Annotated in this window: 11 protein-coding genes and 9 pseudogenes; 15 read left to right on the top strand and 5 right to left on the bottom strand. The window is 59.9% G+C overall.

What is annotated here, in order from left to right; translation table 11 throughout:
- From IVA95_RS18925 to IVA95_RS18935, 3 genes and pseudogenes are all read left to right on the top strand, one after another.
- Window positions 1–1720: hypothetical protein (locus IVA95_RS18925; protein ID WP_247511859.1), on the top strand; the 1720-nt coding region annotated here is incomplete at its 5' end.
- Window positions 1721–2444: 724 nt separating this feature from the next.
- Window positions 2445–3137 (top strand): annotated as a pseudogene (locus IVA95_RS18930) (IS6 family transposase).
- A gap of 202 nt (window positions 3138–3339) precedes the next feature.
- Window positions 3340–4175: pseudogene (locus tag IVA95_RS18935) on the top strand (IS5 family transposase); the annotation flags it as partial.
- Window positions 4176–4966: 791 nt separating this feature from the next.
- Here IVA95_RS18935 and IVA95_RS18940 read toward each other — a convergent pair.
- A complete protein-coding gene (locus IVA95_RS18940; RefSeq protein WP_247511860.1) occupies window positions 4967–5431 on the bottom strand; it encodes a helix-turn-helix domain-containing protein in 465 nt (154 codons plus the stop codon).
- Window positions 5432–5627: 196 nt separating this feature from the next.
- On the opposite strand from IVA95_RS18940, the pseudogene IVA95_RS18945 reads away from it, so the two are divergent.
- Window positions 5628–6061: pseudogene (locus IVA95_RS18945) on the top strand (IS5/IS1182 family transposase); the annotation flags it as partial.
- Window positions 6062–6553: 492 nt separating this feature from the next.
- Here IVA95_RS18945 and IVA95_RS18950 read toward each other — a convergent pair.
- Window positions 6554–7363, bottom strand: coding sequence for an effector protein NopP (locus IVA95_RS18950; RefSeq protein WP_276576922.1), 810 nt, complete (start codon window positions 7361–7363; stop codon window positions 6554–6556).
- 1052 nt (window positions 7364–8415) lie between these two features.
- On the opposite strand from IVA95_RS18950, the pseudogene IVA95_RS18955 reads away from it, so the two are divergent.
- Both IVA95_RS18955 and IVA95_RS18965 read left to right on the top strand, forming a co-directional pair.
- Window positions 8416–8670, top strand: a pseudogene (locus IVA95_RS18955) (hypothetical protein); the annotation flags it as partial.
- A gap of 565 nt (window positions 8671–9235) precedes the next feature.
- A pseudogene (locus IVA95_RS18965) lies at window positions 9236–9922 on the top strand (IS481 family transposase); the annotation flags it as partial.
- A gap of 150 nt (window positions 9923–10072) precedes the next feature.
- Here the strand turns inward: IVA95_RS18965 and IVA95_RS18970 are convergent.
- Both IVA95_RS18970 and IVA95_RS18975 read right to left on the bottom strand, forming a co-directional pair.
- Window positions 10073–10322: pseudogene (locus IVA95_RS18970) on the bottom strand (IS3 family transposase); the annotation flags it as partial.
- A gap of 286 nt (window positions 10323–10608) precedes the next feature.
- Window positions 10609–12519, bottom strand: coding sequence for an HrpF/NolX family T3SS translocon protein (locus tag IVA95_RS18975; RefSeq protein ID WP_247511861.1), 1911 nt, complete (start codon window positions 12517–12519; stop codon window positions 10609–10611).
- A 646-nt stretch (window positions 12520–13165) separates the two neighbouring features.
- Between IVA95_RS18975 and IVA95_RS18980 the strand changes: the two genes are divergently transcribed.
- The 5 genes from IVA95_RS18980 (at window position 13166) to sctV (ending at window position 17855) form a co-directional block, all read left to right on the top strand.
- Complete coding sequence (locus IVA95_RS18980) at window positions 13166–13351, top strand: hypothetical protein (RefSeq protein WP_247323782.1); 186 nt, start codon at window positions 13166–13168, stop codon at window positions 13349–13351.
- A 490-nt stretch (window positions 13352–13841) separates the two neighbouring features.
- Window positions 13842–14732, top strand: coding sequence for an FHA domain-containing protein (locus IVA95_RS18985; RefSeq protein ID WP_247511862.1), 891 nt, complete (start codon window positions 13842–13844; stop codon window positions 14730–14732).
- A 36-nt stretch (window positions 14733–14768) separates the two neighbouring features.
- A complete protein-coding gene (locus tag IVA95_RS18990) occupies window positions 14769–15305 on the top strand; it encodes a hypothetical protein (RefSeq protein ID WP_247511863.1) in 537 nt (178 codons plus the stop codon).
- 2 nt (window positions 15306–15307) lie between these two features.
- Window positions 15308–15751, top strand: coding sequence for a histidine kinase (locus IVA95_RS18995; protein WP_247511864.1), 444 nt, complete (start codon window positions 15308–15310; stop codon window positions 15749–15751).
- A complete protein-coding gene (gene sctV / locus IVA95_RS19000; protein ID WP_247511865.1) occupies window positions 15732–17855 on the top strand; it encodes a type III secretion system export apparatus subunit SctV in 2124 nt (707 codons plus the stop codon). The genes IVA95_RS18995 and sctV overlap by 20 nt, the downstream gene beginning before the upstream one ends.
- A 613-nt stretch (window positions 17856–18468) precedes the next feature.
- On the opposite strand, the pseudogene IVA95_RS19005 reads toward sctV, so the two are convergent.
- Window positions 18469–19064 (bottom strand): annotated as a pseudogene (locus IVA95_RS19005) (S9 family peptidase); the annotation flags it as partial.
- 2117 nt (window positions 19065–21181) lie between these two features.
- Here IVA95_RS19005 and IVA95_RS19010 point away from each other — a divergent pair.
- The 4 genes and pseudogenes from IVA95_RS19010 to IVA95_RS19025 form a co-directional block, all read left to right on the top strand.
- Window positions 21182–21355 (top strand): annotated as a pseudogene (locus IVA95_RS19010) (HupU protein); the annotation flags it as partial.
- A pseudogene (locus tag IVA95_RS19015) lies at window positions 21352–21859 on the top strand (nickel-dependent hydrogenase large subunit); the annotation flags it as partial. The pseudogenes IVA95_RS19010 and IVA95_RS19015, both read left to right, overlap by 4 nt.
- A gap of 341 nt (window positions 21860–22200) precedes the next feature.
- Window positions 22201–23292 (top strand): hydrogenase small subunit, encoded by a 1092-nt coding sequence (locus tag IVA95_RS19020; RefSeq protein WP_247511866.1) that lies wholly within the window; start codon window positions 22201–22203, stop codon window positions 23290–23292.
- A 30-nt stretch (window positions 23293–23322) separates the two neighbouring features.
- Entirely contained in the window at window positions 23323–25113 is a 1791-nt protein-coding gene (locus tag IVA95_RS19025) for a nickel-dependent hydrogenase large subunit (RefSeq protein ID WP_247511867.1), read from the top strand.
- Window positions 25114–25120: the final 7 nt, after the last annotated feature.

The following is a 25120-nucleotide window of genomic DNA, read 5'->3' on the forward strand; positions in this document are numbered from 1 at the left end:
AAAGCGCAGAGAGCGTACGGCAGACCTGCTCAAGCGGACGCTCCAATCCAACGCTACCCCCGACCAGCTGAGCCGAATGGCTTCCAGTGTGGCGAAGGACCATGTGGCTTGCATGGAGTGGTGGGAAAAGAAGGTGTTGCGCTCGGAACGGATGCAGTCCGTCTGCGCCGCCACTGCCAACTTGCCAAGCGCTTCTGCCAAGGTGCGGGAAGCCGACGAGGACGCAGTTCGCCTGCATACCGGCTGGGTACTTCATACGAACTGCATGTATCTGCAATCGCGCATTGCCCTCACGGAACTGCTGATCGCGCAACAGGAGAGCACGTACGAACCCGCGGTGAGGGACGCTCTCATGGGTGAGAACGGGCGCGTGCGTTTGCTCGGGACCTTTGTCAAGGATTTTTTTCCGGCATTCAACTCGACGAGCGAAGCCGTTCTAAAGCGCCACGGAAAGGCGCTGCCCGAACCGGCCTGCACCGTTCTGGAAGGAGTCATGGAACGGCTTTCGGAATTTGCCTCAGGGGTGCACGGCATCGTTGCCAGGCTAAGGGATACCGGAACTGATGCCGACCTTCCATTGGAACAGTTGGACCAGATCGTGGAAGGTGCATGGGTCACCGCGCACCAAGTCACGCGACTTTTGGCAGTGCAGCCAAAGAGGCAAGTGGAGCGGCCTGCCCAGACTGCGATATCGGAAAAGACCGACTTAGCGGCTGAGAGCCACGCGGCGCGCAGGAAGGGGAAAGGCAAGCGCGCACCGGCCGCAGGCGAGGGGAGTTCAACTGCCGGGCTGCGCGAGCCGCAGCTCGCCAGGCCCGACGCTGCCACGGTTATCGTACTCTCGGATCTGGGTACGAAGAAACTCGCGAGTGCAGAGGAGGCACGCGCGAGGGCGTCATCATCGGCGACCGAGCACCTGGCGATGTGGCAGGCTCCGCCCTCCAGGAACGCACTGACGGGATTACTCAAGCGATTGGACGAGCTGCTGCAGTTCGATCTGCCGGCTCAGCAAAGCGCCGTCTCGCAAGCGCGCCAGATGAAGCCTGAGGACGCCGACCACGTCGTGGATCTCGTCCTTAAGCGCCTGCAGACGCAGACCACCGAGATTAAGAACTGTGTAGCCGCGCTGGAGGAGCCCCGCCGACGTGGCCTACTCACGCCTGCGCAAATGACCGAAGTGCACAACAAAATAGTCCGGCTTAAGGCGATGTTGTCCGAGGTTCAGGGACAGGCAAACTCATTGAACGCGCAAAAGGCGGCGATCATGATCGATTGCATGAAGACCTACGCGTTTCCGTCGCAGAAGTACCTTGAACAGTTGCGGGCGGCCGAAGAACTTGCGTCTGTGGATCCACCCCAGGCCTTGAAGATCGAGCCAGCGACGCTGTTCGAGATCAAGCTGCAGCCCAAGGCGCTGCGCAGTGGTAGGATGCCAAATCCGATGTGGGTGCACATCCATACCAAGCTGCCGGTACATGCCTGGCAGTTGGCAACGCTGGGCGGCGCCGACTTCGCCGCTTGCCACGTGAAGTCCAATGAACAGCGCGGCTACAATCGGCAATGGCAGAGCGCTCGAGCCGCCACGGGGCACGAGAACGTCGTGATCCACCGCGGCAAGCTCACGCCTGCGTTCTGTAAGTCGTTGTTGAGCATCGTCCCATGCTACTCCCTTCGCGAGGCGGAGCATGCGTCGATGCAGTTCGCGCGCCTCAGGATGTAGTTACCTGAGTGTCTCGCGCCAGAGCGTCGCTGTGGTGACACCATCAAGCAGACCGTCACCGAAAGGAAATCCTCGATGAACTCGAAGCCGGCGCGGGCTCCTCGAACAGATCGACAACGGGGTCCGACTGAAATTCGATCGGGAGCGTGGAGACCCCGACTTCCTTTCGCTTGAAAAACAGCATCGCGGCGCTTGTCGCCGCGCTTGCGATGGCCGGGTCCGAATAGCCTAGGACCCGGCTATGCTTCAGATCGTGAATGAAGCAGTTTTGCGCATTTGTGTTCGAGATCCCATCGCCGATCGCTTCGGTAAGTGTCTGCGGCGCCGTGCTTAGCGCCCCACAATGATTGGGCTTCCCGGCCTGGAGCACCAGAATGCGGTGTAAAGGGCCAAACGCGTGCGGGCCAGCCGCACCGGGCTCTCGTGCTGGGGTGGACGGCCCTTTCCGCTACTCCGGGGGCAAGATGAGGAGTCGTCGCTGACCTCAAAGAAAGGAGACGCCCGCGAAAACAATTGTTCGCATCGGTTTGGATACGTGAAGAGTGTAGTGTTTCAGCTGCATGGCGTTGACAGGACGGAGCAGCCGAGGGTTGAGGGTGCGGAAGCCACGGTCAAGTTAACGAATTGGAGCGGCCGAGCGGGCAGACGAGCGGCATGCCAACCGCCCGGGGTTCTTTCTCCCCGTCATGGTTTCCCACCGGAAGTGATCTGCTATGCCGTTTGGATGTATTTCCCGTTTCCTTAAGCTTGCGCATGGTCGAGGAAATGCTGGCGGCGCGCGGCATTGTCGTGAACTATTAAACCGTGCGCCAGTGGGGAACCAAATTCGGCAAGGTGTTCTCCTTTTGGATCCGCCAGCGCGCTCCGCGCGCGGCGACAAATGGCATCTGAACGAAATCGCTATCTCGACGCGGCCGAACAACATTGGCTCTGGCGCGCTGTCGACCAGAATGGCCTCGTTCTCGAGGTCTTAATCCAGCGCCGAAGAGACTCGCGCGCTGCGCAGCGGCTTGTCAAGAAGCCCTTGAAAATTCGGCGGCACGCCGCCGCGCGTCATGATCACGTACAAACCCCGTTCGTACGGCGCTGCAAGGGCGAAGATGGGCTTTCACACCGACCGACCATCGCCACCACAAAGCTCTCAACCACCGCGCTGAGAATTCTCACCCGCCGACCCGGCGACGCGAGCGGATCATAAAGCGGCTTAAATCGTCCCGTCAGACTCAGCGGTTTCTGTCAGTTCACGATCAGGTCGCAAACCTTTTCCACGTCCCCTATTCCGGAGCCGTCACTGACGACTTCCGTCGTGCTTCGCGCGAGCCAGCCTTTGCGATTTCCTGCGAGATCTCCGCGACAGGCGCTATCGCCGATTCTCAAACCTCTGAGAAGTGCCTTCTTCGGCTCCGTGCCAGATTAAATCGACGATGCCCTCTGAGCAGCTATGGGCCCAAGCTGTCCACGAACGCGCGACTTCACGAACCATTTCCCGTCAAAGGCATTAAGCGAAGGTGGGGCGGTTCAGCTTGTTCTTCGGGACCAGCGGTCCTGACGGGCTGACGATTCCGTCGAATCGACGGTCCTGGTTCTCTGCTCGTCAGAGTGCATGAGCGGAGGTTTGGATGCGGCCACGGGAGCGACGCGAGACTGGCGAGCAGGATCTGTTTCGCTCCCGGCTCGATCAGATCATCGACATGAAGCATTCGCTGGTGACGCTGGCGCGCACGGTGGATTGGGACTTCCTGGAGCAGGCGTTCGGAGCGGTCTACACGGACGGCCCTGGCCAGCCGCCGCTGCCGACGCGCTTGATGGCGGGGCTCGCGATCCTCAAGCACACCTATGGCCTGTCCGACGAAGTGCTGTGCGAGCGCTGGGTGGAGAACCCTATTACCAGTTCTTCTGCGGCGAGGAGTTCTTCCAGCACCGGCTGGTGTTCGATCGCCCGTCGTCGACGCGCTGGCGCAACCGGATGGGCGAGGAGCGGCTTCAGGCCCTGCTGCAGGAGAGCCTGTCGGTTGCCGTCAGGACCAAGGCGATCAAACCGTCCGAGTTCTCCCGGGTGATCGTCGACACGACGGTGCAGCCCAAGAACGTGATGCTTCCGACCGATGCCAAGCTTCTGAACCGGGCGCGCGAGAAGCTGGTGCGGCTGGCGCAACTAACCGGGGTGGATTTACGCCAGTCCTATGCGAGGGTGGGCAAGTTCGCCCTGATAAAGCATCAGCGCTACGCCCATGCCGAGCAGTTCAAGCGTGCCAGGCGGGCGCTGAAGACGTTGCGTACCTATCTCGGCCGGGTCATGCGGGACATCAGCCGCAAGATCGCGGGCGACGCCGCGCTCGCGGGGAGGTCTTCGAAGCTGTTATTGCTGGCGCGCCGCGTCCACGAGCAGCAGCAGCGCCAGCGCGGGCCGAAGGTCTATTCGCTGCATGCGCCGGAGGTCGAATGCATCGGCAAGCGGTTCGACCGACCCCAGCGCCGGAATCGATCGGGAGTCCACTCGGCGTAACGCCGATGCGCACTGGGCATGTGATCGGGATCAGTGCCGTGCCGGCGGCCGCCATAACGGCGCTGGTGAGCAGCAACACGCAAACCCGATGGAACAGCTCGATGGACCGGGTGGTGGCGCGAAAGTCGACCTGCTCCCGGATCAGGCCGTGTGGAACTGAGTAGAAGAAGCCGTCGATCTCGACGTGATAATCGAGCGAGACGCGGGCCAGGAGCCATTCCGCGAACTGATAGTCGGCATCCGGCAACGGCGACAGGACAGGCATCTCGACGGTCTCGAACAATTGTCGGCGGCTGACGCCGATCCGGCGCATGACGTGGGCGTTGATGCGCTCCAGCGCGGCGGTGATTGCCGCGTTCGCCTCAGCCAGCGAGAAGAAGGTCTGCCGGCGAAGCCGCCCGAGGATATAGGTCTGGGCAAAACGCACTCCGGCCTCCACTTTCGCCTTATCCCTCTTGGCCGTGCCGGAAGGATGCCAATGCCGTAATGGGACGCCATCATCCCGTAGCTGCGATTGATTTCAGGGTCGTAGAACGAAGCCCGGTGCACGCCGGACTTCAGATTGTCAGGGACGACGAGGCGTGGCACCCCGCCAAAGAACCGGAACATCCGGACATGGGCCTCGATCCAGTCCGGAAGTGTCTGCGTCCAGGCCGCCTCGGCGTAGGTGTAATTCGAGGCGCCAAGCACGGCGACGAAGATCTCCGCGTTGCGCACAACCCCGGTTGCGCGATCAACGATCATGATCTTCTTGCCGGAGTAATCGACAAAGACCTTGTCGCCGGCCGGATGGTCCTGCCGCATCGTCGGAGACAGCCGCGCTCGAATTCCCGGAACAGATCGCAGAACAGGCTGTAGCCATAACCTTCCGGATGGACCGCCCGGTACTCCTCCCACAGCACCATCAGATTGACGCCAGGCCGCTTCAGCTCACAGGCCAGCGAGGCCCAATCCGGCTCAGCTCGCCGGCGGAAGCCGCGCCTGACGCCGGCATGGGCAAACAGACGTTGTTCAAGAACGGCGTCGGTCAGATCGCCCGCCAAAGGCCACGCCAGCCCGGCAGTCGAGGCACGCTTGAGATTGTCCTGGATGGTGCTGCGCGCCACGCCGAGCGTGCGGCCGATCTCCCGGGCGCTCACCGCATCACGGGCAAGCCGCAGCATCTGTCGTATCTGTCGCATGGTCAGTTCTCTCTTGGCCGGCATCCGCTTCCCTCGTTGATCAACGAGGGACTTGATGCCTTAGGGACTGACCCAAACGAAAACGCCGACTTCCAAAAACCCGGCCGGCTTCAAATCGGAATGCCGGCCGGTTTCATTTCGGAATCGTGGCCGGCTTCAAATCGGAACGATGGCCCGCTTCAAATCGGAATACCCGGCCGGAATAAATCGGAATCCGCACGTGCTGCACGCTCGCGGACTGCCCGGCAATCGCTCTGACGGACACTCGCTCGGCACCATCATCGAGGCGACGGAAATGCTAACCGGCTGCGCGATCGAGCGCGCCTATGTCGGCAAGGGCTATCGCGGCCACAACACCGATAGACCGCGCCGCGTCTTCATCTCCGGGCAGAAACGGGGCGTCTTCGGCGTCATCGAGCGCGAGCTCCGGCGCTGTTCAGCCATCGAGTCCATCATTGGCCACATGAAGAGCGACGGCCACCTCGGCCGCTGCCATCCCAAGGGGCGTGAGGGCGACGCCATCAACGTCATCCTCACCGCCGTGGCCGCAACCTCCGCCGCGTGCTCGCCTGGCCGAGGGATTTGCTGACATCAATCCTGATCATCCTCTGGCAAGCAGGTGTACGGTCGCAGGCGCTCAAACCGCCTTCTTAGCGGCGATGATTCCACGATGCTTGGCGGCAGCGAGTCAGTCCGAGCCTGATGAGATTGGCCGCCGATCAAGCTAGCTTGGCTCCGAAGCCGCCGCACACAAGCTTGCCGAGATCGCGTCTGGCATAAAGCCGATTCAGGACGGGCACATCGCGCCGGTCAACACGTCCGTCCTTAAGGTCGGCGGCAGCGGCGCAGAGCTTAGGCCAGGATCAGAGCGCATGGATTACTGTGGCTCAATTCGCTCGACATCTCGCCTGATTTGGTGTCTTCAACCGAAATGGCCGAGACACCCTATCTCCCTCAGATTGGCGCATCAAACGGCGAAACCACCTCGGACCGGCCTGATGGTGAACATTGGTGCCGTTGTTACAAAGCACCTCGCGGATCGAATTGTCGGTTTCGCTCTAAGGCTTGACCTTTGCCGCAGCTGTCGGTTTGCCTGCGCTCCTTGCTCCACCGCCTGCCTAAACATGAATGCCTGCGGATCTCGCATTACATAAAGTCACCATCCTCTTCGGAATCTGCTGGAACCTCAGTATCACTATCGACCTTGGAGAGATAAAGCTGAGATTTAGTTGCGCGCTGCCATTCACCAAGGCTGTTTTTTGTCCACTGCGCGGACTGAGTAGGGTCAAGTACCATGTCGTCCTCATCCACTTCAACGAAGCCCATTGTCTCTGCGCGGGCCTTCGCTTCTGCATTAGCAGGACGCCAGTTCACCAATGGTCGTTCGCCGTCTTGCCGAAGTTGATGTTCGAGCAGAATATCGCCGGCGTTTGCGACAAGCGGATGAGCAACCTGAAAATCCACAATTGAGGTGACTTCACTTCGTCCAGGGAACTGTTCTCGCCACTTATCGCTTTCGAACTCAGTCATGTTGAATCCGGCCTCCGTTCTTTGGAGGCCGACGCTCACATTTCCTAATTGGTAGCTGTAATATCGGGCATTTTCTGAATCTCTTCTGATACCGTATTCCTTAGCGACCTCTGCTGTGCGCTTAGCTCTTGCGGATACAAATTCCGAGTACTCGTGTGGATTGTTGGCGATGCGGTTGATTGCGTCGCCATGAAAGGTCCTCACTTCTGTCCTGAAGGTAGCTCTGTCGATCTCGACCACAGGAGGTTGTCGAACGAGGGAATAACTCGGTTGCGAAGGTGAGCTGCCACCAGACTCCTGCAATCGCGTTCTAGCGAACGCATCGGCGAAGCCCTGGCTTTCGGCACCCGCTTCCTCAGCGTTGGCTGCCCGATGATATCTTTCTTCGGCCGGAGTATCGGGCCAATTGTTAACTCGACCGTACATGACGACTGCACCTGGATCATACATCTTGCATTGTTTCAGGTCGTTAGACCTTACCCGCTTGATAGACAGCTTAGCTGTCCGTAAGCTGACGCCAGGCATAAAGGGAAAATCTGACCACGCCTTTGGGCAGCTCGACCGCGTATCGTCGAGGCGTTGCGCGATGCAGGCTTCCACGTTATCCAGCCAGCACGAGGCGAGGAGGTGCTGGACTGGTGCAAGCGGCACGTCGCAAGGGGAACATGATGCGGGGCACTCGGACCCGCCGAGGCGTCGAGCTCGCCGCGAGGAAAGCGACTTCCACCGGCGCCCGAGCGTCTCGTGCGCTGGGTGGCTTGCTCGACCTGGTGGCACTCCCAGTCCGAGGCAGCGAACTGCACGCAGTGTCGACCGGATATTCGGGTGGGCGCGTGGCGCGCAACGCGATCGCGAGAGTGACTCCGGATGACGTCACCTACTACGTGGCACTGCCGTTCGACGAGCGCCTGAACGGCGGTTGGCGTAGGAAGGGGCGCGCCGTGCTCGAACTCATGGAAGCTCCGCCTTCCGAAGCCGAGTCGGGAAGACAGGCAGCCGGAGCTGAGCCATCGACTACCATGCCCGCGGCTCGTCTTCCGGTCTTGAGCCAGCTCTGCTGGGATCATTGGGGGACGACGGTCTGGCCGCCGGCGAAGTGGTAGATTACCTGAGCGCAAACGCAGCTCTTGTGCTCGCCGAAGCGCTCTCGCGGAAGCCGCGCATGCTCGTGGCGATCGCCTTCGCGACCAAGATGGCTCGGACGATTTGGGCCATGACCCCCGGGAAGGTGATTATCGGAACCCAGCGCAGGCAGTGACGGCATCATGACGAATGCAGCACGAAATAGCCTGACCTTGGTGAAGGGTGTGAGAAGGCGACGACCCTAATGGGCGGAACGATCGAACAGATCTGGATCAGGAAAACCAGTTAGAGCCGAAGAGCCGAGGTGCTCGGAGAGAATTGGACTTGATCCGCGGATCACCATACCGGCCAACGGCTTCTGAGGACGCGCAAAGGAAGGCCTGATAGAAGACCGCATCGTCCACACGCCGAACGGGTCAGAAACTTCTTGCATCACGGGCCGCAACGACAGAAGGCTCTACACGAAGTACCGTCAGATCGATAGCCCGCCAGTGGCCGCCGCCAAGGCGTCGTTTAGTCCGTCAACCGCGTATCGGACCGAGAACGACCCCGCCTACCATCGCAGAAGAAGGGTGGGCGCGGCCGTCGCCGGCCGGACCGGTTGGCCGATGTGTTTTGAGTCAGAAGTGGTGCCGATGCTCGAGGCAGCCCGATGTCACCGATGCGCAGTGGCTGCAGCGGCTCCATTCGTTTGGGCTGTCGCGAGCCAGCTTTCGGCCCAAAGGACAGATTGCGGAGCTGCGATCCTACGTGCGCCAGCGCGAGCGTCTGATTGAGTACGCGGCCTCCCACATCAAGCATATGCACAAGGCCTTGACGGAGATGAATCTTCAACTCCACCACGTCTCGCCGAGATCACCGGCGCCACCGGCTGCGCCTGATCCGCGCGATCCTTGCCGGCAAGCGCGATCCTGAGGCGCTGGCGTGCTTGCGCCATTACAGTTGCCACGCTAGTGCGGAGACGATCGTGAAGGCGCTCACCGGAAGCTATCGCGTCGAGCGTCTGTTTGCGCTCGAGCAGGCACTTGCGCTTTAGGACGCCTACCACGAGAAAGCATCTGTCTGCGACGCCCCGGATCGAAGCCGTGTTGAAGGCGCGCCGGAATCGAACCGATCAGGCGAACGCTCTAGCTGTGGTCTTTCAGGAGGTTGTCCATCTGGTCTGAACCGAGGAAGCTGAGGTTGCGAAGCTTCAGTGTTCCAGGGAGAGACCAGATGAACGTCCATAAGAATGCGCCTTTGACGCCGAAAGGTCGAGAGGCGATGGTCCGAAGCGTGGTTGAAGGCGGGCTGAGCAAGGCCGACGCGGCCCACCAATTCAATACAACGCCGAAGACGGTGGCCAAGTGGGTCAAGCGGTTCCGCGCAGAAGGTGTGGCTGGTTTGCGCGACCGCTCCTCCAGACCCCATTCATCGCCGAGCCAAACCCCGCCAGCCAAGTGCGCTGCCGTCGAGACGTTGCGCCGACAGCGCCACACCGGCAAGCAGATCGCAGCCGAGCTCGAGGTGTCACCCGCCACCGTCAGCCGCATCCTTCGCCGTTTGGGATTGAATCGGATACGCGATCTGGAGCCGGCCGAACCGGAACGCCGTTATGAGCGCGAGACCCCAGGCGAGATTATTCACATCGACATCAAAAAGCTCGGGCGTTTCGAGCATGTCGGCCACCGTATCACCGGCGATCGAACCGGCCAGAGCAACAGCCGCGGCGTCGGCTGGGAGTTCGTCCATGTCTGCATCGACGATCATTCCCGCGTCGCCTTCTCCGAGATCAAGCCCGACGAGACGGCCGACAGCGCCGTTCCCTTTCTCAAGGCGGCGATCGCCTATTGCAAAAGCCTCGGCGTCACCGTCACCCGCGTCATGACCGACAACGGAAGTTGCTACAAGGCCTTCGCCTTCCTAGGCCGTCGAGCGTGGTGATGTCCTTTCCGACCAACCCGAACAGCGCCACGCGGACGTTCGTAAGCTAGCTGTGGAGCCTCAAGAGGTTGTCCTCGGTTAGACCGAGTCTGCCTTGGGGCCGCAAGTCGGTGCTGCCGTTTCTTAGGAATCATTCTCCAGCGTCAACTCCCCGCTCTTGGCATTTAGTGACTTCACATCGACCGCGGGCGCCGCGGAGGCCCCCGCGCCGAACACGTCAGAAGCCCGGCCCTCAAGCTGAGCTTTCCAGGCCGTCACCGGGTGGGGTGGACGTCGAAGGCTCGGCCAATTGGGCTATCGTCCGGTCGCCCTTGACGGTGGCAAGCGCCCCCTTCGCCTGAAAAGCCGGGCTGTGGCTCCTGCGCGGTCATCTGTTCAATCTCAGCTGCTCGCGGCGATCGTCGCCGCTTTCAGGCAGAAACTCCAATTACGACCTGTTCAAATTTGCGGAGCCGGCTTCTCAGAAGAGTGGCGCCAGGTGCTTGGGGTGCGCCTCGAGTGCAGCGCGCGTTCTTCCGCCGCCGCTTGCCGAGCGGCGGCTTCGCCCTGATGACGTGGCACATACCGAGTTTCTCGACGCCGTACTGTCGAGCGGCGCAGAAGTTGCAAGCGTCCGTCCCTGAAAAGGGTAGATACGAATCCGCACCTTACCCGCAACTGGCCTTTCAGGCCACCTTCTGAGACGACGGCGGCGTAGCGACCTGACTCGGAACGCCTGCGGCATGCATGGGCTCGGTAAGGCGTGCCTTCAGGTCGTCCAAATGGTCCTCGGCATAGGACTGCACTTTCGAGATCGCCGTATCGAGGCCGAACTGCACGGTCTGTTCGAGCATCTCCTTTGCGAGGCCCTCGCGCAGCGCGAATTTGACCTCGGGCCCAGCGACAAAGCTAATGGCCTGCCCCGCAAGATTAAGGCCAACCTCTTTCAGAGCCTGTTTCATATCACCCCCGCTAATGCCCGTATGCAGAAGGCTCAATGCTTGCGACTCGAGCTCGAGCACCATCGATATGCCATCGGCCAACTCGCCCAGTCCCGGAATGACGCCGAGCAGGCCCACTGCCGTGGCCTCCCAGTCGAGCACCTTCGAGCCCACCTTGGCTACGTCATCGACCGCATGCATGAGGACCCCGCCATTCTTCTTCGGAGACGCGACATCGGGTTGGTCGGATGCCCCCATCACCATATCTGTGACTGCATTTTGTTCAGCGGCGGTCTTGGGAACATGGGTCTTGATCTGCTGAACGGTATGGTTCGCAGGTGACATGTTGCTATAGAAGTGCCTGAAGTCGTTGTTGCTGATATTACCAGAGTCGACCGTATGCCCGCCGCCTAAGTCGAAGAACTCGTGATGGGTCTTGTAGCCCGTAACCGAATTGTTTAGCAAACGGAACAAGAGCGGGTCCGAGAGCAGTTGCGATGCCGCTTCTCGTATCTTCGGGTCGAGAGTCTTGTCCTCCACCATACTCGCCAACTTGTGTCGTGTCAGGTCGCCGTCCCCGAAGAAGGCATTCTGATTCTTGTTGATCGTGTCGAGCGTGTTCAGCTCGCTTTGCGTGGAATTCATCGACGACGAGGCGACTTGCAAGAAGTCTTCCTTGTGGATTTTATCAGTCGCACCACCGCACAACTGCTTCCAGGCGTCCGGGTGCTCGAGGAAGTGTTGAGCCGCCGCGATCAGCTGAGGCGGACACTTACCGACGTCGGCTTTGCCGTCGACGATCCGCTTGAAATCGTCCAGGCTCAAATTCTTGGGCAGGTAGTCAGAATACTTGTAAAGCTCGCGCAATGCATCATTCAAGGTCATGACCGATGCTTGTCCATTCGAGGTGCCGTCGGATGGAATATAGTTCTGCTCGTAGCTATGCGCTTGCTGCTCCTGGAATGTAGCAACCTGCGAATGGCTGGCGGAAAACTCTGACAGATCCTTGGCCTTGATCTTGCCGCCGCAGCGGCCGTCCCCTTGGGAGCCAATCGCATAGAAGAGCTCTGGATCGCGTCGCAATCCGTCGATCGCCTCCTTCAGATCCGGGGGCGTCGACGGATCGCTGGCCTTGGCTGCCAGCGAGTCCCAGCTGAGTGGGCATTGGTCCTTGTGCCGGTTCAGCACTGCCACGATCTGCAACTCGGCATTGGTCAGCGTGCCGCCGTTCCACGTGATCCTAGAGCTTGGCACCGGAGTGCTCGGTACGTCAGGCGATGGAGCAGCCGTCGACGATGCGTCTGCACTAGGGGAGTCGACCGAGGAGGAATCGACCGAAGAGGAATCGACCGAGGAAGAAAAAACCGGATCCTTCATCAGCGCCTCGATCGCCGCCTTCGCGTGCGCTGACAACTGGTCCAGCGAATCCTGCGGGATCTGTCGCTCTGATTGCAGCAGATCCGGTGGCGTGGAGGGAACGTCGGATTTCTCTTCCCGTGAGTAGATGGACACCATTGCCTCGAAGATCGAAGGTTCGCCTTGCCGAATCTGGCCGGCGGTCTGCGCGGATGATCCCAAGGCTGACGAAGCCCCCGGAACAAGCCCGAACTGAGCTGGATCTGCACTGGCGGGCAGCGAAACGCTGTTGAGCTGCATTAGGTTCATTTCCATTCCATTGCGGTAAATACTTGGCATCGGCGATCGTAAGATCGAGGCTTTCATGTTAAGGGGGCGAGCTTTCGAGAAGCTGACGACTTTTAGACGGAGCAGGACGAGCCAATGCCGGTCGTCTTAACATCCGGGAGAGGCGTCATCGCGCTCATGAAACTCATCTCCGACTCAGAGCATGCGCAGGCACGACGCTGCTCTGACGCTTTCGGAAAGAAGGCGCCTGCGGTCGTCAGTCCCGAGTGACGATCGCTGTGGAGCCACGAAACAACATTACCACCGATTCCCGCGGTAGCATTTCCAACTGCGCGCGGTTTTGCCTCCGCCTCGCCATCACACCATTGAGCGTCCGATCCAGGAATGTGATGAGCTCCGCTGGACCAGCCCGCTATCTGGCGTTCGTCGACATAATGTAGAGATCAGATCGCCGTAGACACTCGCGCGGTGGCAGTCCCGGCATGCACCTGCGAATGCGCGCTCTCACCTGGCCGTTGATGCTGACTGATATTGAGGTTGTTGCTGCATCCGTCTTTCGACTCGTCAGCTTCCCGACAGCTAATCCCAGTAGCGTAAGCAACGTGGATCGCTCGGTGGTGATACCACCTTTCTGACCGACTGAAGTGAGAGGCACCAGATGGCCGGCGCAATCGAAAGCGTAATTCATACCAATTCTGACAGTGGCAGCTCGCTGTCTGAAGCGGATCGTCAAAACTTCGAATCGGCTTTCGGTTCGGTTTTTGCCAATCTCGCGATGCGAGAGATGACTCGAAACATGGAAAATATTCACGAAGCTATGGCTGAAACAGAAGAAGATACCTGACGCCGGATTCGCCGACGTCAGTGGAGTGTCGCCATTCGTGGCGGCAGATTCAAGCAGAAGGTGACGCGATATGACGAAAACAAGCGCTACTAACTCTTCTAATGGTAGTGTTGGCCACGACCAGAATGATAGCAAGGCTGATAATAAGTCCACGGGTTCCGGTGGCGGTTCCACGGCGTCCACCGCCGCATCAGGCGCTGGAACTGCACTTGAGAAGGTTGGTGGGGCGGCTACGTTCGAGGGGCTAATCGCGGAGTTGAAGGCCGTTAGCCTGCAAGCCATGGTGCAGGACATCCGGTTGCGTTCACTGTCGACCGAGCTCTCGAGTGAGAGGAAGGTGGCCAGCGAGCGCGTCAACGGATAACGGTGAAAGGCGGGGCGAATCGTCGCTCCGCCTTTCCCTCATCGGGGTGATGTGAGTGGTGCGGCCTAGGAATGAGTCGTGCGACCAATCGCCCTGCCGTGCTCCTCATAGTTCGGAGAATTGTCCGTGAATGAGGCTGCCTCCTTACATTTCGAGGTACTGTCGGGACCTTATGCCGGGCTAAGCGGGAAGGCGGCTGTCGGAACGAGCCTTATCGGTAGCGGCCTGGACGCGGATATGGTTTTCGTCGAACAAGGGCTTGAGCCGCATCACCTACGTATCACCCTCGTTGGCAATTCAATCGAGCTTGAGGCTCTTGCGGCCGTAAGCACCCCAGAGGGCGAAGGTGATATTGCCGCAGGTGAGCGTGTTGTTCTTTTTCTTCCGGCCGTCATTCGTGCGGGCGCCATGTCTATTCGCTGGTCGATGCAGAATGCAGTTGAGGCTCGGTCGATCAGCCTCTCGCGCGTTTGGATCTCAGCTCTCGCCCTCGTGCTCCTCAGCTTTCTTGGTGTAGGCAGTCTCTCGACCATTTTCTTCAAAGCCAGCGGAAGTGCACCGACCGGCATTGCGCCGCCTGCCGCAGAGCTGGTACCCAAGCTGGGCATGAACCGGCCTGACGATCGGCGAGCTCAGGCTGCAGCCGAAGTCCTGAAACAGGAAATTGATAAGGCGGGCCTGCTCGATATCAGGGTTGGTTCGGGGCCGGGTTTTGTTAGCGCTGAGGGAAAAGTCACGCCTGCAACCGTTGCGAAATGGCAGGAGCTCCAGCAATGGTTCGATGGTCGTACATCCGGTGCGGTGACACTGGTGAACGGAGTGATCGTCAAGGAGGAAAAGCAGCCATCCTCAATCGCGATCGAAGCTGTTTCGCGCGGACCCCAGCCCTATCTGCTTGTCGGTGGGCAGAAGTATTTCGTCGGCGCTCTCTTGGCCGACGGATGGGCGGTCACTCGAATCGAGGATGGGCGTGTGCTGCTAAGCCGCAATGGCCGCGTTGTTGCCGTTCCGTATTAGGCTTTCCGGGCCCGAAGGAAGGATAAGGAGATCGTCATGTCAAAGGTGTCCCGCTACGATGTCGGGCCTGGCACTGCTTCGCAGAGACTCAGCGAGCACCATCATCAACCAGTGATAGGGCCGACCATCCAACCCAATAAAGGTGAGGCGGACGGTGCTCGTGCAAATGGCGAGAAGGAGCTGGCGTCGATCTGGGGCGAGCTGAACACGCGTTATATGCCGCTAGATGTAGCGATCGAAGCCGCATCGGAGGCCAAAGATATTGATGCAGTCGGGCGTGTCAGTCTCAACGAGATGCGCACTCGCATTTATGAGATCGAGCAAGCCGCTGGGGTAGCATCGCTCTACGGGCGCGATATCGCGCACGATCTACTCTCCTTCGTCACTCCAAGCCTTCGTCATCCGGACATGCTGCGGGCAGAGCGGTATAGCATTGTTCTGGAACGTCTCGTCCATAAGCTGGCGGCCGCGCCTGCGGATTCGATGGCGGGGGACGGTATCGTCGTCCTACGGCAGGGACTGCACTGGCTAGCGCTGCTCCGCCAGAATCGGAATAGCTTGATCGAAGCCTAACAATGTTCAACTCCGATGGAGCGCAACGGACGACCAACATTTCCGAATCCGATAACGTCTCACTGAGTTCCGGGCAGGAGCGCGATTTGCTCTGTACACTTTCCTATCTTCACCTTGCATGTGGGCAGAGCGCAGAATGCGTGGCTCTTTTGCGACTCATCGTCGGCAACTACTCGCGAGATGTCGATCTATTACGGATTCTCGCCTATGCCCTCATCTTGGAAGGCCTCGGAGGTGAGGCGTTGCAGGTCCTAGATAGACTGAACACACTTGATGACGAACCCTCGGCGCGTATCTCTTTGATGCTGTTGCGTAGCCACGCCCTGCGGCGGGCCGGCCTCATAGACGAGGCGCTCGCCGCTTTCCAACGCTATGTCTCGTTGCGTGACAGCACTGGCCTGATCAATCAACGATCGGAAGGTCCCCATGACCAGCGTCCTGCGTAAGATCATTGCGCGCGCGTCGGCCAGCTCCGATTTGATGGTCGCGTTGATGCTGCTTCTGACGGTCGGCATGATGATCATGCCGATCCCGATAGTGGCGATCGATACGCTCGTCGGCTTCAATCTGGGCTTCGCCATATTGCTGCTGATGGTCGCTCTCTATATTAGCACTCCACTTGATTTCTCGTCCTTGCCAGGCGTCATTCTGATTTCCACGGTATTCCGTCTGGCGCTCACCGTCTCAACGACGCGGCTGATCTTGGCTGAGGGGGATGCGGGCAGCATCATTCGCACGTTCGGTGATTTCGTCATATCGGGAAATATCGTCGTCGGCATTGTCATATTTTTAGTCGTGACCATGGTGCAGTTCATCGTCGTGGCCAAGGGGGCTGAACGCGTGGCCGAGGTGGCGGCGCGGTTCACGCTCGATGCTCTGCCAGGCAAGCAGATGGGAATCGATGCGGAATTGCGCAATGGCCATATCGATCAGAACGAAGCCCGCAGCCGGCGCGCTACATTGGAGAAAGAAAGCCAGCTTTACGGGGCTATGGATGGCGCCATGAAATTCGTGAAGGGCGACGCCATCGCAGGATTGGTCGTTATCTGCGTCAACATGCTGGGCGGGATCACCATCGGCCTGCTCTCCAAGGGCATGTCTTTCGAGGCGGCGCTGCATCAATATACCCTGCTGACCATAGGTGATGCGTTAATCTCACAAATTCCCTCGCTGCTGCTCTCGATTACAGCTGCGACAATCATCACTCGTGTAAATGGGGTTGTAAGGCTCAATCTTGGGACCGACATCGTTAACCAGCTCACAGCAAACTCGCACGCATTGCGGCTGTCTGCCTGCGTCCTCGTTGTAATGGGGGCTATTCCGGGTTTTCCGCTCCCTGTCTTTCTCGTCTTGGCTGCAGTCTTTGCGGCAGCGAGCTTTGCCGACGGTGGGACCCAAAGCGGCAAGAAAAGCGCTGATATCTCTCGCCCGGCTCCCACACAGTCTAACAAGGAAATCGTGCCTGCGGAGGCGCTTCCCGTCGCGTTGTTCCTTGCGTCAAGTCTGACACGGGCTATCGACAAAGAAGAATTGCAACAGCACATTGCACGCGTTTCGGGACTGATCTCGTCTGATCTCGGCATCACAATTCCGCGCATCCCCATCGAGGTCGACGAGCGCTTGCCAGACTTGCAGTACAGGGTGGATGTCGAGGGCGTGCCCGTCGAGCAGGAGTTAATTGATCCAACGCAGCTCGCACTCCACGACGATCCGGCCAACATTGAATTGAGTGGCATCCCGTTTCGGCATGACAGGGAGGCGGATCAAATCTGGATTGAACAGAGCAATGCACCGGCTCTCAAAGCAGCCGGCATCGGGCACCACCGTCCCATTGAAATCCTGGCCTTGCGCGTCCATTCGGCGTTGACCCGCTATGCACAGTGCTTGGTGGGTATCCAGGAGACGCGCCAGTTGCTGGCCCGCATGGAGACGGAATATTCCGATCTGGTCAAGGAGGTGTTGCGTACGACGCCGATCCCTAAAGTAGCCGACGTCTTGCGGCGCCTCCTGGAGGAGGGTATTCCGATCCGGAACACACGGCTGGTCTTGGAAGCATTGGCCGAATGGAGCGGACGTGAACAAAACGTCGTCTTGCTCACGGAACATGTTCGCTCCGGTCTGAGACGGCAAATCTGCCACCGGTATGCCAACGCACACCGCGTCATGCCCGTCTTTATCATCGAACGTCAAACCGAGGATATCGTGCGCAGCGCGGTTCGAGAGACTGCCAAAGGACCCTACCTGGTTTTGAGCGACGAGCAAAGCGAGGCGCTGCTCTCAAAAATGCGTCAGATCCATTCGAACGTAGTTCGGGGGCAGATCAAGCCCGTTATCCTTGCTTCGATGGATATACGACGCTTTGTCCGCGGCTTTCTCACCCGTAATGGGATCGATCTTGCTGTTCTATCCTATCAGGACCTTGCCTCGGACTTCACAATCCAGCCTGTTGGATCCATTACACTCGCAGCTGCAAAGGACGACAACGCCCCGTCCGAGGAACTCCGCAACACGCTCCTTGCAGCCGATTCACAGTCGCAGCAGTCAATCTAAGAAGGACCGCATGAATTCACGTCGGAAGGCAGCGCGGTGGCGCTTGGGTTCATTTTGTCTGCTTTCGTGCTCGGCTCTCTTCGCCACTCTGGGGCTCTGCAGTTGCGCTAGCTGGGATAAACCAGCTCTTCAAATGCAGGAGACGCCGGCGCCAAAGTTGCTCGGTGCCAAAGATATCGATCCAGCTATGCGCGAACGCATTGAGTGCGCGATCGGCCGGACTCCTGACCAGGAGCTTTGCACGACGCGCTGAAGCAGAAAAGAAGATGAATGCAGCGGATCGGTCTTGCGTGTCGATGCGAAAGCGCTCGCATTGAGGTGCTCGTCAACGTCTGCCTGAACCTGTGACATATGTGCGCTGAAGACAAATGCGTTAACCTCAACAACGTGGGACGCTTGGTGAGCCACAATCGCAATACAAGCAATCGCGACAGCGCGGGGTATATCCCGATCTCGCGTGACCAAATCACGTTGTCCGCGATATGACGCAAGGTCGTGTCCCCGGTGGTGGTGTAGCTCGGTAGAGCAAAGCCCCCCGGACGCGCGCTGACCTGATCGCGAACCACATCCGCGCCGGCGCAACGGTATGGTCGACATTGCAGTGGGCGCTGCCATGATCGGCTGCAATGTCAAAGATCACTGGAGCTTGATCTGCCCCGTGCCGCGCCGCCACAGCCGCACCGTGCGCGCATAGCCAGATGTCGTCGCCATATCCCGCCCATAAGAGCTCGACAGCACCAGCGTATCGGGATCAATCCATTCAGCGTCGCGCTTGGCTTCCGGCAACACGAAGCTATCGCGAGCAAACGCTTTCGCGTCGATGTCGAACTCACGCAAGGTGACAGCATCGCTGCCGCGCCGCGAGAGGCTCAGCATCGTGCGTCCATGAGTCCCGGGCAGCGAGGCCGTCGCATTCAGAAGCCAGTCTTCACCCTCGCTGATAGCGAGCTGGTCGATGTCGAGCAGAACTTCCCACAACGCGGCGTTCGAAATTCTTCCAGAGTGGTTCGTCGCCAGAGGCCGCGTGGATTGTTGGCGTCCTTCCAGAGATTGTAGAGATAGCCGCCACGGCGGCTAATATATACTGTCTGATCGATCGTAAATCGAGGCCAGCGCGTCCCGCTCCCGCTCGAATGCCGCTCCGCCAAACGTCTGCAACGTCTTGTAATTCTGCCGCTTGATAAATCTCAGCGCCCGCGCGCTTTCGATCTGTTCCAATCACCAATATGGATCATCGTCTGGAGCCGAGAGCGAGGGCTTTCCAGCCCGCCACTTTGTCTTCGCTCTTGCTTTGATTGCAGTTCACTATCTCCAGTCCTGGCATTTAGGCGCACCGTGGGTATGGCATCCGCGGTGAAGCGCCCGTCTCTCGTAAGTTTCTACGACCTGACGCGACGTGAGATGCAAGGCTAGTCCTTCGACGCGGATGTCGCACGGCATCACAGTTTTAGTGGTGATGACAATACGCGCGGTTGGAGCGATCCCAGCGGAGCTCGACTGAAGGATTGCGGCGATGGCCCTCGCGGGTCCATCTCTGCGACGCAGCCCATTTACACCGACGCGAGCGCCATTGTGCGGGATGCTGCGGATCTTCGCGGATATCACGTCGCAGAACCAGCCGACGTTTCGAGCGAACAGTACTTAGGCGCTTGGGTAGTATTCGCCTGCGTGATCAAGGCAATCGTTTCCGTCATCAAAGTCTGGTCCTCCCTGCATGTGCATTCCGGTATTCGGCAAATGTGTGTTGTGTTCGATTCCGACGCGGTCGTGTTTCAATGCACGCTCGTGTGTCGCGAAAACGACATTCCCGAAGCGAGGCAGTGGCGGCGGCGGTTTACAGATCGAAGGAAGTTCTGTCTTATTTTATATGCGATAAGTTTGGCCTCGGCGTGGGTGGCCGCTATTGGGTCACGCGGACGCCATGACATAGTGAACGAATCTCTATCACGTCAGCGAAAAGCGTATCGCCAACCGTGCTACTGTGACGCCAGAAAGCCCGACCTTCCAGTTCAAATTAATCAATTCGCGCTTCGCGGGCTCCCCCGTGCGACTACCACCTTTCACATCCGTAACAGCCATGACAGGATTTCTGCACTGTCAGCACGGCGAGACGAGTTAGGATCGTTGGATTGCTCTCACCCCGCGCGGCTAGAGTTAGAACCTTCTCGGCGAGGCAAGCCTTCAATGAAGACGTCCGCTTTGCTTCAGGCACCATCCGGACAGCATCCTCCAGAGCACCTCTCAGCACAGCATGCAGCTTGGTTTGAGGGGGTGGATATGACATGGCGCAAAATCCTGAAAACTTAGAATCTAACGATGAGGGTCCAGCATGTCTCAGCCTCCTGATGGTCCATCAAAACGTTTGATAACGATGTTTCGTTTTGAGGTGGCAGTCAGTGGCTCAGCTGTGCCCAAAACGAATACAATGACTAGGACCCGTTGAATGTGACAGTGGAGCTTCACAGACAGCTAAATTTTGTTCTGATCATTGCTGGGCGATCTCGACATTGACGCGACCGGAAAGTCGTGCGGCTTCGGCATTGCCGAAGGCATTCTGCCGTTGTGACGTCCAGATCAAGCTGAAGTGACGCCTGTGCTACGCGGCTTCGTCTTCGAGCCGGGCGTGCAGAGTTGGTGTGTCCCGCGATTGAAGAGGAGTTCGGATCAGCCGAGGCCCGAACGGTCTCTACTGATGGGGCAAGCCACGTCTGTGCATACTATACTCTGGGCCAAGCCGCCGGCGATATGTGCCGGCCAAGGGCGCGTTGAGGGTGCGCTAGACACTGCCCGGTGGCGACATAGATGCGTCGGTTCGCGAGGACCTTGCCGATGAAGCGGCTGCCGCAGATCACAAGATCTAGGCCGATCCCGCTGAGGCCCAAGGCCGCGTTCCAACTTCTTATGAGCTTAAGGTGCCGCCTCTTTGCCTGTTTATTCGTTAGCGTTCGCTCGAAAACGGCTCGCCGCCTCTCGTGTGTAGAGCATAGCCGCCGCGCTCTGTTCGATCACTGAGGCGTCGGGGCAGGGCTTGCGGACGGCAGCACGGGCATGGCGTGCGAACCGGAAACGAGTCGCGCCGGCGGCCACCGCTGCTTGGAATTCATCCAGGTGGTCGATGAGCCATTCCAACGTTTGTCCACGTGTCTGTTCGGAGTCGCCGTCGCTTTGCGCTGTTGGAATTCAGGCGTGCTCGCCAGCGAGGCGAAAACTGCACATATCGGGCGGATAAGCCAGCCCGGTCACGTGGCTCCCTTGAAGATGATCTGTCGCGCCGAGGGAGGTCGCGCCGGAGCAAGTCGCTTCGCGTTTCACTGTGAAGAGAGACATCCGCAAAGCTTGCCGGCATTCCCGTCGGACTTCCGACCGACATGCCCAAGACCTGGTTCGTGGCGCTCGCGGCCCTGTCGAAGTCGGCGACGCTGCGGCGGGTGCGGCTGAATGCGACCGCGGACCGCGTGGTCGTGCCGCCCGGCCGTCCGACGGCCAAGCGCACGCCATGACGCGCATCACGATCGGTCCGCTCAACGCGTCGAGGGCGATCTCGAAGTTGGCCTCGATGTCGAGAGTAGCGGGTCATGCGCGCGGAGGTGACGGCGCCGCTGTATCGCGGCTTCGAGCAGATCCTGGTGGGGCGTCCGCCCCTCGAGGCGCTGGCGCTGGCGCCGCGGATCTGCGGCATCTGCTCGGTCTCGCAGTCGGTCGCCGCGGCTGCCGCTCTTCGCGATGCGATGGCGGCCGAGGTCGCGCCGAACGGGATTCTCGCCACCAATCTCGCGCATGCGGCGGAGAATGCCGCAGATCATCTCACGCACTTCTACATCTTCTTCATGCCGGACTTCGCTCGCGAGGCCGTGCCGCGCACGCCTGGCATGAGAGAGGCACGGGACCGTTTCGCAGCGACGCGCGGCACTGCGGCACGCGATGTCTTGCCGGCGCGGGCGCGGCTGCTCGAACCCATGGGTATCTTCGCCGGGAAATGGCCGCATAGTCTGGCCTTCCAACCGGCGGATGTCGGCGGCCCGCTGGAGCAGGCGCTGATCGGCACCGATGTCCGCGACGCCGGCGCACGCTCGGTCGCCATCCAGCACGTCGTGCGCTCGTTCGATCCCTGGATGGTGTGCACCGCGCATTGAGTGGTCTGTCGCGCGGGGGGGGGAAACTTCGTTGTCGCCTGAAATCGAATTGTTTCCGCTTTTCTCGGTCGGGGCATGCGCGCACCGCAATTCGAGCAATTCAAATCTGCAACAATTTGGTATCACTCTACTTTCCTTACGCTCCCAGTGCTTGGCCTGCTTCTTGCTTTCCTTGGCGTCATAGACAAGTCCAAGCCGAGGCGGGAGGATTCATGGGCGCGGCGACGGAAACGTTTTACAGCGTGATCAGGCGTCAAGGTATCACGCGTCGGAGCTTTCACAAATTTTGCAGCCTGACTGCGACGAGTCTCGGCCTCGGGCCGCTGGCGGCGAGCCGCATCGCGAACGCGCTCGAGACCAAGCCCCGCGTGCCGGTGATCTGGATGCACGGCCTCGAATGCACCTGCTGTTCCGAGAGCTTCATTCGTTCCGCGCACCCGCTGGTGAAGGATGCCGTGCTCTCGATGATCTCGCTCGACTATGACGACACCATCATGGCGGCCGCAGGCCACCAGGCGGAGGCGATCCTCGAAGAGACCCGCGCCAAGCACAAAGGGCAATACATTCTCGCGGTGGAAGGCAATCCGCCGCTGAACGAAGGCGGCATGTTCTGCATCGACGGCGGCAAGCCGTTCGTCGAGAAGCTGAAGATGATGGCGGAGGATGCGATGGCGATCATCGCCTGGGGCGCTTGCGCCTCGTGGGGCTGCGTGCAGGCGGCCAAGCCCAATCCGACGCAGGCGACGCCCATCGACAAGGTCATCGCCAACAAGCCGATCATCAAAGTGCCGGGATGCCCCCCGATCGCCGAAGTGATGACCGGCGTCGTCACCTTCATCATCACTTTCGGCAAATTGCCCGAGCTCGACCGTCAGGGCCGGCCGAAGATGTTTTACTCGCAGCGCATCCACGACAAGTGCTACCGGCGGCCGCATTTCGACGCCGGCCAATTCGTCGAGGAGTGGGACGACGAGGCGGCGCGCAAGGGCTATTGTCTCTACAAGATGGGCTGCAAGGGCCCGACCACCTACAACGCCTGCTCGACCGTGCGCTGGAATGGCGGCGTCTCCTTCCCGATCCAGTCGGGTCATGGCTGCATCGGCTGCTCGGAAGACGGATTCTGGGACAAGGGTTCGTTCTACGACCGTCTCACCAACATCAAGCAGTTCGGCATCGAGAAGAACGCCGACCAGATCGGCATGGTGGCGGCCGGAGCCGTCGGTGCGGCAGTCGCCGCGCATGCAGCGGTGACCGCGGTGAAGCGGCTCGCCGGCAAGCGCGAAGACGCGCACCACACCAGCTAAGCGCCAAAGAGATCCAAGGGTAAGAAAATCATGGGTATCCAGGCTCCCAACGGCTTCAATCTCGACAATTCCGGCAAGCGCGTCGTCGTCGATCCGGTGACCCGTATCGAAGGTCACATGCGGGTCGAGGTCAATGTCGACGCCGACAACGTCATCCGAAACGCAGTCTCCACCGGCACGATGTGGCGCGGGATCGAGGTGATCCTGAAGAACCGCGATCCCCGCGACGCCTGGGCGTTCACGGAACGGATCTGCGGCGTCTGCACCGGCACGCACGCGCTGACGTCGGTGCGCGCGGTCGAGAACGCGCTCGGGATCACCATTCCGGAGAACGCCAATTCGATCCGCAATCTGATGCAGCTTGCCTTGCAGGTGCACGACCACGTCGTTCACTTCTATCACCTGCACGCGCTGGATTGGGTCGATTTGGTCTCCGCGCTTTCGGCCGACCCGCGGGCAACCTCGACGCTCGCGCAGTCGATCTCGAGCTGGCCGCTGTCGTCGCCAGGTTACTTCAAGGACCTGCAAACCCGTCTCAAGAAGTTCTTCGAGTCGGGGCAGTTGGGGCCCTTCAAAAACGGCTATTGGGGCAGCAAGGCCTACAAGCTGCCGCCTGAGGCCAATCTGATGGCGGTCGCGCACTATCTGGAGGCGCTCGATTTCCAGAAGGAGATCGTCAAGATCCACACCATCTTCGGCGGCAAGAATCCGCATCCGAACTGGCTCGTGGGCGGCGTGCCCTGTCCGATCAACGTCGACGGCACGGGCGCGGTCGGTGCCATCAACATCGAGCGCCTGAACCTGATCTCGTCGATCATCGATCGCCTGATCGAGTTCAACGAGCAGGTCTACCTGCCCGACGTGGCGGCGATCGGCTCGTTCTACAAGGACTGGCTCTACGGCGGCGGTCTTTCCGGCAAGAGCGTACTCTCTTATGGCGACGTGCCGGAACACGCCAACGACTACTCCTCCAAGAGCCTGAAGCTGCCGCGGGGCGCCATCATAAACGGCAATCTCTCGGAGGTGCTTCCCGTCGATCATGCCAACCCCGATGAGATCCAGGAGTTCGTGGTTCACTCCTGGTACAAATATCCCGACGAAACCAAGGGACTGCATCCCTGGGACGGCGTGACCGAGCCGAACTACGTGCTGGGGCCCAATGCGAAAGGCACCAAGACCGCGATCGAGCAGCTCGATGAGGGCGGAAAATATTCATGGATCAAGGCGCCGCGCTGGCGGGGTCACGCCATGGAGGTCGGCCCGCTGGCGCGTTGGGTGGTGGGCTATGCGCAGAACAAGGCCGAGTTCAAGGATCCCGTCGACAAGTTCCTGAAGGATATGAACCTTCCGCTGTCGGCGCTATTCTCGACGCTCGGTCGCACGACGGCGCGCGCGCTGGAGTCGGTCTGGGCCGGACGACAAATGCGCTACTTCCAGGACAAGCTCGTCGCCAACATCAAGGCCGGCGACAGCTCGACCGCGAACGTCGACAAGTGGAAGACGGAGAGCTGGCCGAAGGAGGCCAAGGGGTTTGGCTTCACCGAGGCGCCGCGCGGCGCGCTCGCGCACTGGATCAAGATCAAGGAAACCAAGATCGACAACTACCAGTGCGTGGTGCCGACCACCTGGAACGGCTCACCGCGCGATCGGCAAGGGAACATCGGTGCATTCGAGGCCTCGCTGATGAACACCCCGATGGTCAATCCCGAGCAGCCTTTGGAGATCCTGCGCACGATCCATTCCTTCGATCCGTGCCTGGCCTGCTCCACGCATGTCATGAGTCCGGACGGCCAGGAAATGGCCAGCGTCAAGATCAGGTGAAGCAGGG

It is taken from the genome of Bradyrhizobium sp. 157, from assembly GCF_023073815.1.
GTDB lineage: Bacteria > Pseudomonadota > Alphaproteobacteria > Rhizobiales > Xanthobacteraceae > Bradyrhizobium.